A 14,515-nucleotide genomic window follows, 5' to 3' on the forward strand; every position below is an offset into this window, starting at 1 on the left:
TCAGCTTACGCCGATTGCGGCAGCTTTGCTTTCAGGTCGTTAAATTCGTTTTCAAAGTCGAGCGTCTTGCGCTGGGTGCTCATGGCCATCAACGCGTGGCTGGCGCCCGGGTCGTCGTCGTCGTCGCGCAACCAGACCCAGACGCGCCGCTCGCGGATATAGAACATGGCAAACACGCCCAGCACCAGCAGCAGCGAGCCGAGGTATACCACGAACTTGCCCGGCGAGCGCGTTACCTGCAGCACCGACGCCTTGACTTGCACGAAGTCGTCGAGTTGCAGATACACGGGCGCGCCGTAGAAAAAGCTGTCGGACAAGGCATTGCTGGCCAGCTGCAAGAAGCGCCCGTGCGCTTCGTCCGGGCTCGCTTGCGGCAGGCCGGCCTGCTCGCGCGCCACTTGCCACAATTCCCACAGGCTACCGTTAAGAATCTTCATGAAAATGTCGGCCGCCTTTTGCTGCTCGGCCGCAGGAACTTTTTCCAGAAAGCGGGCCACGCCGGCGTAGCCGCCCGCTGCGCCGTCGCCGCCAAAAATGGCCAGGCTCTTGACGCTCGACTCCTGCAGCTGCGCGGCCAGCGCGGCCGAGGCGCCGTCGGGCGCGGCCGGCATGGCGCGTTTGGCGTAGCGCGCGGCGGCGGCCTTGCGCAAGGCCGGGTCGGCCAGGGCGGCGCGCAGGCGCATCCATTCCTTGACGGTGTGCGCGTCGTCGGCGGGAATGCGCAAGTAGCTGAAGGCATCGTTGGGATTGACGCGCATGCCGGCCAGGAACACTTGGGCGCCGTCGATGGTCACCGGCTGCATGTAGTTCTGGTATTCGCGCGCCTGGCCGGTCTTGTCGCGCAATTTGTATTGCACGCTCGGGCCGACGTTTTTCAAGTCCTTGTTCTTGCCTTCCTTGCCGGCCGAGCCGGAATGCTTGTCGAGCGTGGCGGATAACTGTTCGCCCAGGCTTTGCCGCTTTTCAACGCCGCGCAACTCTTCGGCGCCGCTGGCGACGTTTTCCACGTTGAAAGCGCGAAAGTCCGTCCATTCGACTTCATAGTCGCCGGGCACACCCGTCAACGGGGAAGACGCATTGACTTCGCCTTTAAACGCGAACGGCGCCTGGCCCACGCCCGTCATGGGAAAGCCGGTCAGCGTCAGCTTGGTGCCGCCGTCGCCAAAGCTTGACTGGTAAATCGCCACGCCCTTGTAGAGCAGCGGTTCGTTGACCTTGATGGTGGCGGCAAAGCTCTTGCCGGTTTCATTGTCGCGCACCAGCACGTCGCTGGCGAACAGCTTGGGCATGCCGGTCGTGTAAAAATCGACGACGAAGCGCTTCAGGTGTATCGTGAACGGCAACGGTTGCAACAGCACGCCGTCGGCGCGCTGGACGGTGGCCATGTCGCTCGACTCGCCCTCGGGAATCGAGACGTTGGCGCGGTAAGTGGGGTTGTTGATGCCGAGCCTGTGTTTTTCAGCAATTTCCGAAATCAGGCCGCCACCCTGGAATGCCGTCTTGCCCAGCACGCGCTCCTGGAACTGGATCGGCAAATCCGAATCGAGCATCCCGCCCACCAGGATGATGATGATGGCGCTATGGGCGAAAATGTAGCCGAACTTGTTGGCGGCGCCCTTCTTGGCCGCCACCAGCGTGCCGTTCGGCTTGTCGACGATCTTGGTCCGGTAGCCGGCGTGGCGCAGCCGCTCGGCGCTCTGTTCGGCCAGTGCGGCGCGACTCAAGGGCGCGACCCATTCACTTTTATGGTGGAAATTGCGTAGCGATACTTCGCGCACGTTCAAGCGCCAGCTGCGCATATCCTTGATCATCTTGGGCGCGTTGCGGATAATGCAAAACGTCGTCGAGGCCAGCAGCAGCGCCAGGATCAGGATGAACCACCAGGCCGAATACACCGAATACAGGCCCAGCTTGCCGAAGATGTCGTACCAGAACGGGCCGAACTGGTTGACGTAGCTGGGCAGCGCCTCGTTTTGCTTGAGCACGGTGCCGATAATGGCGGCGACCATGACCATGACCAGCATCGTGATGGCAAAGCGCATCGACGAGACCAGTTCGACTGCTTCGGCCAGGACGCGGCTGCGGCGCTTCGACGGATCGATTTTCAGCGTAATTCCGGTGGTGACCGGGGTACTCATGCGGTAATGCTCATACGGTTTTATTTCCTGACGCCGTTCCCGGCTCAACGCCGAGGATATCAACAAAAAGGGCAGCCTGCTTGCGCCGCTGCCCTCGATCACTGCCTGCCCGCGCCTGGCGCGGCGGCCGGTGGTGTTACTTCAAGCCGGCGATGTAGTCGGCCACGGCCTTCATTTCATCGTCGGACATGCGCTTGGCGATCGTCATCATCATCGGACCGTTCTTGCGCGCGCCGCTCTTGAAACTTTGCAGCTGGGCTACCGTGTAATCCTGGTGCTGGCCGGCCAGGCGCGGGAACAGCGCCGGAATGCCGCTGCCGGTGGCGCCGTGGCAACCTGCGCAGGCGGCCACGCCGGTGGCGGCAATCCCGCCGCGATAAATCTTTTTGCCCAGTTCGACAATATCCTTGTTCTTCGCCGCGCCCTGCTTGGGCGCCTGCGCCGCGACGTACGCGGCGACGTTTTTCATGTCCTCGGGCGTGAGCATCTTGGCGTAGGCCGTCATGATCGGGTTGACGCGGTTAGGCGTGGTGAAATCCATCAGTTGCTTGACGATGTAAGGGCCGATCTGGCCGGCCAGCTTCGGGTTGGTGGCGATGGTCGAGTTGCCGGCCGCGCCGTGGCACGACACGCAGGCTGGCAGGCCGCGCGCAGCGTCGCCATTGTCGTACAGGGTGGCGCCCTTGGCCGGATCAGCCTTGGCAGGGGCCGCAGCGGGGGCGTGCTCGTTGGCCGAGGCAAAGCCGGACACTGCCAGGGTGGCAACCAGCAAGGATTTCACTAAGGAAGAAAAAGCACGATTCATTCAAACACCCTGAGACAAGTCAAAAATTAGTTTTATGAAGGAGCTACCGGTGAGGAGCTGCTGCGATGATCTACACTATTCGGTACTGCGCGGTACTGCGCGGTACTGCGCGGTACTGTATTCGGTGCTGCCTGTACTGCGAACGATCTTGCTAGCGCGCTATGGCTTTTGCGGCGCAACAATTCGTAACCCCTTATTGTACAATAGCTTTCTCGGGTTATCGCCCCCTGTTGTTCCAATTTCTTGCAATTTCTGCCCATTCCATGTCCAAACTCTGGCAAGCCCGCTTCTATACGACCGTCAACCAACTGCGCGATCTGCCCGATACGCAGGCGCCTGAAATCGCCTTCGCGGGCCGTTCCAACGCGGGAAAATCGACGGCCATCAATATCCTGACCAACCAGAAGGGCTTGGCGTTCGCCTCCAAGACGCCTGGCCGTACCCAGCACATCAATTATTTCTCGATCGGCGGCGCGCACGTGGGCCAGCACCGCAAGGACGCCACCATCGTCGAGGAAATCGAGGCGCTGCTAGTCGACTTGCCCGGCTATGGCTACGCGGAAGTGTCCGGTTCGGCCAAGCTGCACTGGCAAAAGCTGCTGGGCGACTACGTCCAGCGCCGCGAACAGTTGGCCGCACTGGTCTTGATCATGGATTCGCGCCGCCCGTTCACCGAACTGGACGTGCAGATGCTGGAATGGTTCGCCCCCACCGGCAAACCGATCCACTGCATCCTCACCAAGTCCGACAAGCTCAACCGCAACGAATCGACCAACGCGCTGCGCCAGGCGAAAATGATGCTCGCCTCGTATGTCGACGAAGATGGCGAAGGCTTCCCGTTCACCGTGCAACTGTTCTCGGCGCTCAAGCGCGTGGGCATCGACGAAGCGAACGACAAGATTATCGATTTGCTGGGATTGACGGCCGTGCCGGCCGACCCGGATGCGGTGCTGGTCGACCCGGTCGACAGCGACGACTAGCCTTTTTGTAAAGTGGATTTCTGATGCCCAAGCTGCCAGCGCACGCCTACCCCGCCTCCCGTCCCCGCCGCATGCGGCGGGACCCGTTTTCGCGCGCCATGATGCGCGAAAACACGGTCACCGCGTCCGACCTGATCTACCCGGTGTTCATCCTCGACGGCGCCAACGTGCGCCAGGCTGTCGCTTCGATGCCGGGCGTGGAGCGCCTGTCGGTCGACCTGCTGCTGCCGGTGGCCGAAGAGTGCGTCCGGCTGGGCATCCCTGCCATGGCGCTGTTTCCCGTCATCGATGCTTCCCTCAAGACGCCGGACGGGATCGAGGCGACCAATCCGGAAGGGCTGGTGCCGCGCGCGGTGCGCGCCTTGAAGCTGCGCTTTCCGGAACTGGGCATCCTCACCGACGTCGCGCTCGATCCATTCACCAGCCACGGCCAGGATGGCTTGATCGACGAAAACGGCTACGTGATCAATGACGAAACCGTCGCCATGCTGATTCGCCAGGCGCTGTGCCAGGCCGAAGCGGGCGTGGACATCGTGGCCCCGTCCGACATGATGGATGGACGCATCGGCGCAATCCGCGATGCGCTGGAACAGGCGCGCTTCATCCATACCCGCATCATGGCCTACTCGGCCAAATATGCGTCCGCCTTTTACGGGCCCTTCCGCGACGCGGTCGGCTCGTCGGGCAACCTGGGCAAGAGCGACAAGAACACCTACCAGATGGATCCGGCCAACAGCGACGAAGCCTTGCGCGAAGTGGGCCTGGACATTGCCGAAGGCGCCGACATGGTCATGGTCAAGCCCGGCATGCCGTATCTCGACATCGTGCGCCGCGTCAAGGATGAATTCCAGGTGCCGACCTTTGCCTACCAGGTCAGCGGCGAATACGCGATGCTCAAGGCGGCCGCGCAAAACGGCTGGCTCGACCACGACAAGGTGATGATGGAAGCGATGATGGCGTTCAAGCGCGCCGGCGCCGACGGCGTGCTGACCTACTTTGCGCGCGATATCGCGCGCCTGCTCAAGGCGCGCGTTTAGCACTCTCGGGGACGTAACGAGCCGCCCTGCGAGGCTCCTTACGAGCCGGCCGAGCGGCGGTAGCGCGGGAACAGTTCCTGGTACAAAAAGTTTTCCAGCTGCTCGGTGTCGGCCGGCCGCACGCTGAGCGTCAGCTTCTTGTTCAGGCGCTCGGAATTCCATTTGACTTCTTGCGCGTTGCCCTGACGCATAAGCTGCACCATCTTCTTCACGCACGCCGTCTCGATGTCGCGGTGCAGGCCCAGCTCAACTTCTACCCGGTCCAGCACGCGCCGCTTCTTGACCGTATCCCAGCCGCGAAAATCCAGGTTGGCCGCGTTGAACGAGAGAATCTTGGCGCTGACGCCCGTTTCCTCATCGTCGCCGCGGCTCTTGCCGTTGGCCGCCGCGATATTCGCGCGCGCCAGCCGGTTGCCGCGGTCCGCTTCGCTTTCTTCCCCGTTCTGGGCGCGTTCCTGGGCGCGCGCCGCCTGGCGCGCGGCAATGCGCGCCGACATGTCTTCGGCCGGTGGCACCGGGTCCGGCTTGGGCGGCTCGGGCGGCTCCTGCTTGACCGGCTTTTCTTCGGGCAGCGTGATGGTGTCGGGCAGGCGCTGCATCACCACCACTTCGGGTTTGCGCGCCTTGACCGGCTTGGTCGGCTTGGTCGGCTTGACGGTGCTCTTGGCTGGCTCGATGCGCTTCGGCTTGCCGGGCAGCGGCCGGATATAAGTGATGTCGGTGCCGGACGCGGGCACGGGGGGCTTTTCTTCGACGCTGCGAAATACGTACAGCAGCAAGAGCAACACGTGCAACAGCACCGCGACCACCAGGCCCGTGCTGCTGACGCGCTTGTCCCCATAGCTGAGCACAGGGCGCGCCAGTTGCTGCCCGCAATGGGCGCAAGCGCCGGCGTCATCCGGCGGAGAATGGGAATGGTCGCGCAAAATAGGCTTAGTTTTCAAAAGGAATTATCGATTGATGCTGGTCCGTGCCGGAGTCTATACTTTTTGCGCGTATTGCGCACGAGCGCAGTCACCCTGAGCAGCTATGCAAGCTTACAGGGTGTGGGTCTTGAAGGTTGTTACGGGATGTTTCCGGCGCGGGCGGCGCGGCTGCTGCTGCGGCGGCTGCGTGGCTACAGCAGGGCATCCTGGACCGCGCTGCCGGCGCGCGGCCGCGCCGGGGCGGGTGCGCCTTCGCGCCCGGTGATGCTGGCAAACAGTTCGCGCACGCAGCCATCGGCGTCCTGCACCTGGCATTCGCCGGGCGTCTGGCGCTGGGGACGCGGCAACACCTGGGTAAAATAATGCGGCCCCTCGACCAGGCAGCCGCTGGCCCAGACATTCGGAATGACGCGCCCGGCCCGGCTGAGCGGATGCCCGGCCGCGTCGATGTCCAGCCCGCCAGGATGAAACGTGCCATTGTAGAAGGGACGCACGGTGCCGCGCTTGAGCAGGTTGCGCATGAAGTCGTCGTCATTGGTTTCCGGCGAAAATGCGTCCATGCGGGCGATCACGAGCGCGTCCAGGCAGGTGACGTCGGTGCCCCCGCCGGTGCGCGTGTGCAGCGCAAAGCGCGACAATTCTTCGTCGATCCGCACCGCCGGATTGGGGCCGCTGGCCATGTCCAGCACGCCCGCCTCGATCAGCGCCAGCAGTTGCTCGTTGCGCGCCCCCGGCGGGCCATACGCCACCCGGTTGAACGCGGGATGATAGACACTGAGGTACTTGCGGTGCGAGGCGGCGCTCAAGCCGCCCTGCTCGACGGCATCGCGCAACACGTCGCGCGCGGCGGCCAGCGCGGCGGCGGCCGCCTTGGCCGGGCTGGCCGCGCTGCCGCGGCGCGCTTCGGACAAGTCGTCGGCGAGCAGGCAGGTCACAAACGTGGTGAACGCGGCGCCGCTGTCAAAGGTGCGCGCGCGCAGCGGGAACAGCAGCGCGTCAATGCCGGCCAGTTCGACCGCGCCGGGCGTGTACCGAGGACCCGGCGCAGTGCCTTCCTGGACGCAGCGCCAGGCGTAACCGAGTTCTTTCATCAGCAAGGGCAGCAGGTCGCGGTCGAAATCGAGCTGGGCGCTGGCGCGCGTTTGCACGGCGGCATGGCGCAGCGCGGCAAGCGCGCCGTGGGTGAAAAAACGCGGCGCGGCGCAGCCAGGCGCGCAGGCATCCGGTTCGGCGGCGCGCGCCAGCGCCGGCAGGCAACTGCGCGAAAACAGCAGCAGGCGCGGCTCATGGCCCGACGCCACGTAGCGCACGCCGCTGCCGGCGGCCACGAAGCGCCCGCCGCGACCCACCGTCAGCTCGGCCACCACGTCGTGCGCGGTCAAGCCCATGCCGGCGATGCCGACCCGGGCATCGCTGCCGAGCGCGGCCAGCTTGCCCAGCGGATAAGGATGACGGATGTACACCAGCTTGCTGTTGTAGCGCGCATGGTCCTGGGCAAACTTGCGGCACCAGGCTTGCTCGTCGGTCAGGTTGCTGCGGCTGTGTCCACTGGCCAGGAACACGAAGTCGCTGTTGACCGAAAAGCCGCTGTCCAGTTCAACGACAAAATTGCCGTCCGGTTGCTGGAACATGTCGATAGCGCGGTGCCGCAGGTGCGTCAGCCTGACCGTCGGCGCCAGCGCGCTTGCCAGCGTACGGTAAGCCCAGGCCAGATAGCGCCCCAGCAGACAGCGGGGCAAAAACGCGTTGTCGTCGAGCGCCTCGCCTTCGGTGGCGTCCGGCGCCAGCTGGTGCACCTGCTCGCCGAAGCGGCGGTAGCCCTGGGCGCGCGCCCACTCGGCCAGCGTGGCGCCCGCGCATGCACTGGGCAGTTCCACGGCGCCGGGTGCCGGGAAAATGCTCAGCAGACCAGCCTCGGTATTGCACAGCAGATGGGGCGGCAGGTGCACGCCGTGCACGCCGGGCCCGCATTCGCCCGGCTCGACCAGGTTGACCTGCAACAGGCAGGCGTTGGCGCGCGCAAACGCGGCCAGGCGTTCGAGGATGGACAGGCCGCGCGGCCCCATGCCGATGATCGTGACGCTGTAACGTTTCATGGTGTGCCCGCTGGTGTGGATTCACCTCTATGTTGGCAGGCCGGCCGGGTGCGGTGTTGTCATCAGTCAATTATTACTTGCGGAACAGGGAATCGGCCGGGTAGCGGCTTTCGACGGTTTGCATTGCCATGCGTCAAGTAGGCAACCTATACTCAAGGTCTTTATTTTTGTCGCCCTCGTAAAATATTTCCTCTTGTCAGCAATTTGTAAGCATTTCCTCAGGGTAATGCAAGCTTGGCTTGCTAGTATCGGGACTGCACGATGAGGCGACAGACGGCGAACCCATCACTTCGGGATAATTTTATGCAAATGCAAGCCAGGGGATTTACGCTGATCGAGTTGGTGGTGACCATGGTGATTATTGCCATTCTTGCGTCGATCTCTGCGCCATCCTTTAATTCAATGATCGTGGGCAACCGCTTGAGCGGCGAATTGAACGCGATCATCGGCGCCTTGAATATTGCCCGCAGCGAGGCACAAAAGCGCGGGACCACGGTGTCCTTGTGCGCGGGCACCGGTATCGCCTGCGTCACCGACTGGTCCGCCGGCTGGGTCGTCTTGCTGGAAACTGATCCGAAGCAACAACTGCTGGTCAGAACGGCGCTGACCAAGGGCGATACGATCAGCGTGACGGACACAACGAAGTATCCGCAGTTCAACGCCGCCGGGTATACCTTTTATGACGACACAATATCGCTGCATGACAAAACCAATACGGAGTCGCTGAGGCGCTGCATCGTTTTTAGAGCCGGCTCGTGGGTTAGCAATAAGGGGGCAGCATGTCCATGAATAAAGAACAAGGGTTTTCGATGCTGGAAGTGCTGGTCGCCATGGTCGTGATCATGGTGGGCGCGCTCGGCATCGCGGGCATGCAATTGCTAGCCATTACCAGTACCGAGAATGCCCGGTATCAGAACGTGGCCACCATGCTTGCGGGAAGCCTGACAGCGGCGATGCAGGCCAATGTGGCCTATTGGGGCACCCCCCCGCCAAAGATCGTGGTGGATGGCACAACCATCACGGGAGGGCCTGCGACCACTGCCAAAACCTGCATTGGCCTGACAGTCGTGTGCGACAAGACAGAAATGGCGTTCTACGATTTGAAGACGTGGGTTGGTGAGGTCGCTGCGGCATTACCCGGTAGCAGCACGCTTATCGTTTGTCCTGCCAGCAAATCGCCTGCGATCTGTTCAGTAACACTGACCTGGAGCGAAAGAAACGTAGCGCTGCACAACGACGACGACATCGTGGGTGGCGACCTGGCCACTGGACAAATTAAGAAACACACGTACCAAACCTTGGTGACCATACTATGAAGCGCGCTCAACAAGGCTTTGGGCTGGTCGAGATGCTGATCTCGCTGACAATCGGCCTGGTCCTGCTGCTCGGTCTGAGCACGATATTGATTTCCATGACGCGCACCGCTGACCTGCGCCGAAAAATGGCCGAACTTCAAGGCGCCCAACGCATGGCGCTGAGCCTGGCAGGCAATGCCTTGCGCTATTCCGGCGCCTTTCCGTATTCGCCATCGGACACGCCAGCGACCAGATTTCCCGCCCTCAGCCCATTCGCCGTGGGCCAGACCATGGTTGGCACCGAAGGCGGCGCAGGCTCGGATACGGTAAGCGTGCGTTTCGTCGCCAGTGCAACAACGACCTCCAGCCAGGGATGCTCGGCGCAGCTGGTGGCGGGCCACAGTTACACCGATGTATTTAGCATCGTCAATGGCTACTTGCGCTGCGAAGAAACCGACACAACGGACAGCAAGAAGATCACGGTCGATCTGATTGCCGGCCTGACCAAGATGGATATCATGTATGGCGTCGACAAGCCCAAGACCGGTACGGATGAAATCAAGGCCGGTTTCGTCACGCAATACTTGACCGCAACCGATGTCGCTTCGCCCAAGGATTTGTGGGATGACGTCAAGACAGTGAAGCTTGCGCTCAGCTTCACCAATCCGCTGAAGGACGAACCGGGCAATCAGCAGCCGGCCACCGTGAGCGTGACCCAAACCATTCCGCGTGCGATTGGACAATGACATGAATCAAAACAAACAACGGGGCGTCGTTCTCATCACCAGTCTGGTCATCCTGGTCGTTATCTCCCTGCTCGCCTTGTACATGTTCGGCGGCTTCACCCAGGACGAAAAAATATCGGGCAACACGCGCGAAAAAGCGCGTGCCGTCGATGCCGCTTTCGCGGCGCTCAACAATGCCCAGTTCTGGATGGGACAACCGGATCACACGTACAAGGGTAACTGGATCACCGGGGTTCCCTGCTCGGCCATGAGTGCCACGCCCGTCATTTGCAGTAATGAACTGGACAAGCCGACTACCCTGCCCTGGGCCTCGGGCTACACGCCTACGCTCGATGGCATGACAGTCAGTGCGGAAGGCGGCACCCCCGGCACCTATGCCGCCAGCACCAAATATCACATCCAGTACATCGAAACGGTCGGCAAAACGCCGGGCTCAGCCATGTACCGGGTCACGGCGACCGCGTCCGGAGGCAATGCAACAGCGGTGGCGGTTGAACAAGCCATCTTCATGGTGTCCACCGATGCCGAAGACATTGGTGGCGGCTGACGCATGGCGCTGCCGTGACCAGTAAAACGTTTTGGCGCAGACCGATGCGCTCTTGGAAAAATCGGGCGCAGTGCAGTCGCTGGAACATTCGGCACTCAACGGAAGGATACACAATGTTAAAGAACATATGGATAGTTGCCCCGGCAACGATGGCAATGCTTTCCGGAAGCGCTAGTGGGCAGACGCTGGCCGAGGATTTCACCAAGGCGACCATCACCAATAACTGGGCCGTGAAAGGCACGCCGGGCGCATGCCTGACGGCCGGCACCCCCACCAACAACAGCCTGAGCGGGGCTGTCCCAGCCGCCGGAAAACCCGATCCCACCAGTACCATCCCCGGCTGCAATCTGGGCACCGCCGCCGATGCCGTGGGTTCCGGCGCGCTGCGCCTGACTCCAGCCCTCACCGGTCAGAATGGCGCCATTGTATGGAAGGACACTTTTCCTACGAAAAAGGGATTGCAAGTCACCTTTACCACCCATACCTACGGCGGCAGCACGGCAACCTCGCCCAACCGGGGTTTTCAAGGCGCCGACGGCATCTCCTTCTTTCTCATGGATGGTGCCGTAGCGCCGAATATTGGTGCGTGGGGCGGCAGCCTGGGTTACAGCTGCTCGAACAGCAACGGTAACGGCGACGGCCTGGAGGGCGCCTATCTTGGGCTGGGCATGGATGAATTCGGCAATTTTCTCAACAGCGGCGACAATACCGCGAGCGGGATCAATGTCGCTTCTTTGCCCACCAGCCCGAATGGTTACAACAGTTATGGCAGCGGGCTATACTTTCAGGGCAACCGGATCGGCTTGCGTGGCGCCGGCAATATCAGTTGGGCTGCGCTGAGTAAAGCTTACCCGCTGTACTACACGGCCGATGCCGATGACGCCATGCGCGTGGACATGGTGAAGCGAACTTGCGCCAGTGGATTTCTCCACAAAGTGGTTAAAACGACCGTCTACACCTACGACAAGAGAGGTAATGTCACCGGTTCGTCAATCGTTACCAAGGTCGCACCCACCACTGATACAGTGATGGATTACCCTGCGATCAAGGACGGGTATTGGGTACTGCCGGACAATAACCTGATCTCGAATGTCACTGCCAAGGTAAGAACCAAGGCCACGCCGATTACCTATCGGCTCATGATCACGCCGGCCGGCAATCTCAATTTCATGTACAGCTACAATGGCGGCAAGTACAAGTCGGTGCTGTCGAACCACCCGATCACCAAGGACAACGGCATCTTGCCGGCGACGTTCCGCTTCGGCTTTGCCGCGGCGACGGGCGGCTCCACCAACGTCCATGAGATTTCATGCTTCGTGGCTGAACCGACCGAGTCCACCAGCAGCGCCGGTGCCAACACCGTGCAGGCCGGACAAGTGCGTACCGGAACCCAGGTCTACCTCGCCGCCTTCAATCCGAACAACTGGACCGGTTCGCTGGTATCGGCCGACCTGAAGGTCAATGCGGACGGCAGCGTTGTCATATCAAGCGACTACAACTGGGATCTGAACTGCAAGCTGACGGGCGGCCTTTGCTCCTCCATGGGTTCGACCAACGGCGTGCCGGATCACGACATTGGGATCCAGGCGCCGGCCAACCGTACCCTGATTACCTACAATGGCACCTCCGGCGTCCCGCTCGATTTGTCAAAGCTGTCCCCTGCGCAGCAAGCCATCTTGAAATCGACGGATGGATTGGACCAGGCTCGCCTCAATTGGCTGCGCGGCGACCGCGGCAAGGAGCAGACTGCGACACCTACGGCCGGTCCCCTGCGCGCCCGGGGCGGCGTTCTTGGCGACATTGTCGATTCGAGCCCGACCTGGGTGGGACCACCATCACTGGCCTACGGTACCGGCATCAAGGACGCGCTGTACGGCGCGGGCTCCGAATCGTCCTACACGGACTTCGCCAAGACCATGGCACAGCGCACGCACGTCGTTTATGCCGGCAGTAATGATGGTTTTCTGCATGGCGCGCGCGCCGGCAGCAATGACGACAAAGGCGCTTACGTTGGCACCAACAACGACGGCGCCGAGCTGCTTGCCTACATGCCAGCGAGCGTCCTGGCCGATGCGAAAGTCGTCGAACTGACGAGCCCTACCTATGGACACAACTACTATGTCGATGCCGCCCCGGGCACCGGCGACGTGTACTATGGCAACGCTTGGCATACCTGGATTGTTGGCGGTCTTGGACCGGGCGGAAAGGAAATCTACGCGCTGGACGTGACCAATCCCACGGCAGGAGCCGGCGTAGGTTCCGTCGGGTTTTCGGAGGCGAACGCTGCCAATATCGTCAAGGGTTCCTGGAACGACACGACGCTCGACAATCTCGGCAACACCTATGGCACGCCACTGCTGCGCCGCATGCACAATGGCCAATGGGCAGTCATTTTTGGCAACGGCATCGGCAATGCCAAGTATCTCGGCGGCATTTACATCGGTTTGATCGACAAATCGAGCGGGGCGGTCACGTTTCAGTGGATCAGTACAGGCAAAGGCGACGTCACGACGCCAAATGGCATCACCAACGTTGCTTCGGGCGATCTGGACGGGGACCGTGTTGTCGACTACCTGTATGCAGGCGACTTGTTGGGCAATGTGTGGCGCATCGATGTCACCAGTAAAGACACTGCCGACTGGGCCGTCTCCACTTACGGTCGAACCGCGCCAACGCCGCTATTTGCGGCCATGGACGGCAGCACGGCGCAGCCCATCACCACCAAGATCGCGGTCGCAGCAGTGCTAACGGGCGGCACCCGCCGTGTGGTGTTGGGCTTGGGCACGGGACGCGTGACGCCCTTCACCGATACCACAGCGCCTACGTATGCGAAAGGCGTCCAAACCATCTACGGCCTGTGGGACTGGGATATGGATGCATGGAACTCGGGCACGACGACCGCCGTGGGCAAGGTTGTCATTCCTGCTTCGAACAGTGATTTTGCCTCGCTGACCAAGCCAACTGCCGCGCCCTTCCGCAGCTTCACCGGCAGCGATCTCTACAGCAATATATTGGCCAGCTCCAGCTCGACGACCAGGCGTGAGCTTGCCATCGCCAAGGTTTGCTGGTTCGGCAGTTCTTCCTGTGCAACCGGCAATACGCAGTATGGGTGGCGTTTCGATCTTCCGGACACGGAAGAACAGCTCATCTACAATCCGGTTTTCACGGATGGTGTACTGGTGTTGAACACGACCATTCCTCCGGTCAGTACGCCGGGTCAATGTACACCCGTTTTGCCGTCGGGCTGGACCATGGCGTTCAGGATGGACGCGGGCGGCGGCGCAAAGGACAATTTGTTCACCGATGAAAATGGCAGCCTGACCGTGGCGACTGGACATAAGTCAATTGTCGGGATCAAGAAAAAAGCGGTCGGCACGCCCTATATTGTTACCGTTGGCAGCAAGCGCTACACGGTCAATCAAACCATTGATGGCGAACCCACCGTGGACCCTTTCAACCCGCAAGGCGGGCTCAGCGTTAAACGTGTATCAGTGGAGCAACTGCGATGAACAAAGTACGGGGCTTTACGCTCATAGAATTAATGATCGTCGTTGCCATTATCGGGATCCTGTCGGCCATTGCGATACCGAGTTACACCGCTTACGTGCTCAAGTCGCATCGGGCCGGCGCGGTTACGGCCATCCTGGACCTGGCGTCCCGGCAGGCGCGCTACTACACGATCAATAATACCTACACCACCGACATGAAAAAGCTGGGGTATTCTGCCGATCCAATGCCGATCGACAACGCGTCAAAGCGCTTTTACGATCTCAGCGTGACGGCGGGCGATGCGTCCAAGTTTGAATTGAAGGCTGCGCCGTATGGCAACCAGACCAAGGATGTGTGCGGCGACTTCACGTACACCGATCTTGGGAGAAGGGACATCACCGGAACTAAAGGCTCGATCAGCGAGTGCTGGAAGCAGTAATTTGTGTTGCAGCAATC

Annotated in this window: 12 protein-coding genes; 8 read left to right on the top strand and 4 right to left on the bottom strand. The window is 61.4% G+C overall.

All coding sequences use genetic code 11. The features are described 5' to 3' along the window. Positions 1–5: 5 nt before the first annotated feature. Both ACP7BV_RS03255 and ACP7BV_RS03260 read right to left on the bottom strand, forming a co-directional pair. Positions 6–2,138, bottom strand: coding sequence for a cytochrome c biogenesis protein ResB (locus tag ACP7BV_RS03255; protein WP_426101473.1), 2,133 nt, complete (start codon positions 2,136–2,138; stop codon positions 6–8). Positions 2,139–2,274: 136 nt separating this feature from the next. Further along, a complete protein-coding gene (locus ACP7BV_RS03260) occupies positions 2,275–2,943 on the bottom strand; it encodes a c-type cytochrome (RefSeq protein ID WP_426101475.1) in 669 nt (222 codons plus the stop codon). Positions 2,944–3,206: 263 nt separating this feature from the next. Here ACP7BV_RS03260 and yihA point away from each other — a divergent pair, with 263 nt between their 5' ends. Together yihA and hemB are read left to right on the top strand one after the other, a co-directional pair. Continuing rightward, entirely contained in the window at positions 3,207–3,923 is a 717-nt protein-coding gene (yihA, locus tag ACP7BV_RS03265) for a ribosome biogenesis GTP-binding protein YihA/YsxC (RefSeq protein ID WP_426101477.1), read from the top strand. Positions 3,924–3,946: 23 nt separating this feature from the next. Then, positions 3,947–4,960, top strand: a complete 1,014-nt coding sequence (gene hemB, locus ACP7BV_RS03270; RefSeq protein WP_426101479.1) for a porphobilinogen synthase — start codon at positions 3,947–3,949, stop codon at positions 4,958–4,960. Between the two features lie 38 nt (positions 4,961–4,998). Here hemB and ACP7BV_RS03275 read toward each other — a convergent pair whose 3' ends face one another. Further along, positions 4,999–5,904, bottom strand: coding sequence for a hypothetical protein (locus tag ACP7BV_RS03275; RefSeq protein WP_426101481.1), 906 nt, complete (start codon positions 5,902–5,904; stop codon positions 4,999–5,001). Positions 5,905–6,077: 173 nt separating this feature from the next. Beyond that, positions 6,078–7,982 (bottom strand): FAD/NAD(P)-binding protein, encoded by a 1,905-nt coding sequence (locus tag ACP7BV_RS03280; RefSeq protein ID WP_426101483.1) that lies wholly within the window; start codon positions 7,980–7,982, stop codon positions 6,078–6,080. 303 nt (positions 7,983–8,285) lie between these two features. Between ACP7BV_RS03280 and ACP7BV_RS03285 the strand changes: the two genes are divergently transcribed. From ACP7BV_RS03285 to ACP7BV_RS03310, 6 genes are read left to right on the top strand one after another with little or no spacing between them, the layout of a single operon-like run. Then, positions 8,286–8,771, top strand: a complete 486-nt coding sequence (locus tag ACP7BV_RS03285; protein ID WP_426101485.1) for a GspH/FimT family pseudopilin — start codon at positions 8,286–8,288, stop codon at positions 8,769–8,771. Then, complete coding sequence (gene pilV, locus ACP7BV_RS03290; protein WP_426101487.1) at positions 8,762–9,298, top strand: type IV pilus modification protein PilV; 537 nt, start codon at positions 8,762–8,764, stop codon at positions 9,296–9,298. Before ACP7BV_RS03285 ends, pilV begins: the two co-directional genes overlap by 10 nt. Continuing rightward, positions 9,295–10,023: a PilW family protein gene (locus tag ACP7BV_RS03295; protein ID WP_426101489.1), complete on the top strand. Its 729-nt coding sequence runs from the start codon at positions 9,295–9,297 to the stop codon at positions 10,021–10,023. Before pilV ends, ACP7BV_RS03295 begins: the two co-directional genes overlap by 4 nt. Before the next feature lies 1 nt (position 10,024). Next, a complete protein-coding gene (locus ACP7BV_RS03300) occupies positions 10,025–10,570 on the top strand; it encodes a pilus assembly PilX family protein (RefSeq protein WP_426101491.1) in 546 nt (181 codons plus the stop codon). 14 nt (positions 10,571–10,584) lie between these two features. Then, positions 10,585–14,079, top strand: a complete 3,495-nt coding sequence (locus ACP7BV_RS03305; protein WP_426101493.1) for a pilus assembly protein — start codon at positions 10,585–10,587, stop codon at positions 14,077–14,079. Beyond that, the gene (locus tag ACP7BV_RS03310; protein ID WP_426101495.1) at positions 14,076–14,498 is read left to right on the top strand and encodes a type IV pilin protein; all 423 of its coding nucleotides are present in this window, start codon (positions 14,076–14,078) and stop codon (positions 14,496–14,498) included. Before ACP7BV_RS03305 ends, ACP7BV_RS03310 begins: the two co-directional genes overlap by 4 nt. The last annotated feature ends 17 nt before the right edge of the window (positions 14,499–14,515 follow it).

This window comes from Massilia sp. TSP1-1-2, assembly GCF_049896185.1.
Taxonomy (GTDB): Bacteria; Pseudomonadota; Gammaproteobacteria; order Burkholderiales; family Burkholderiaceae_D; genus Telluria_A.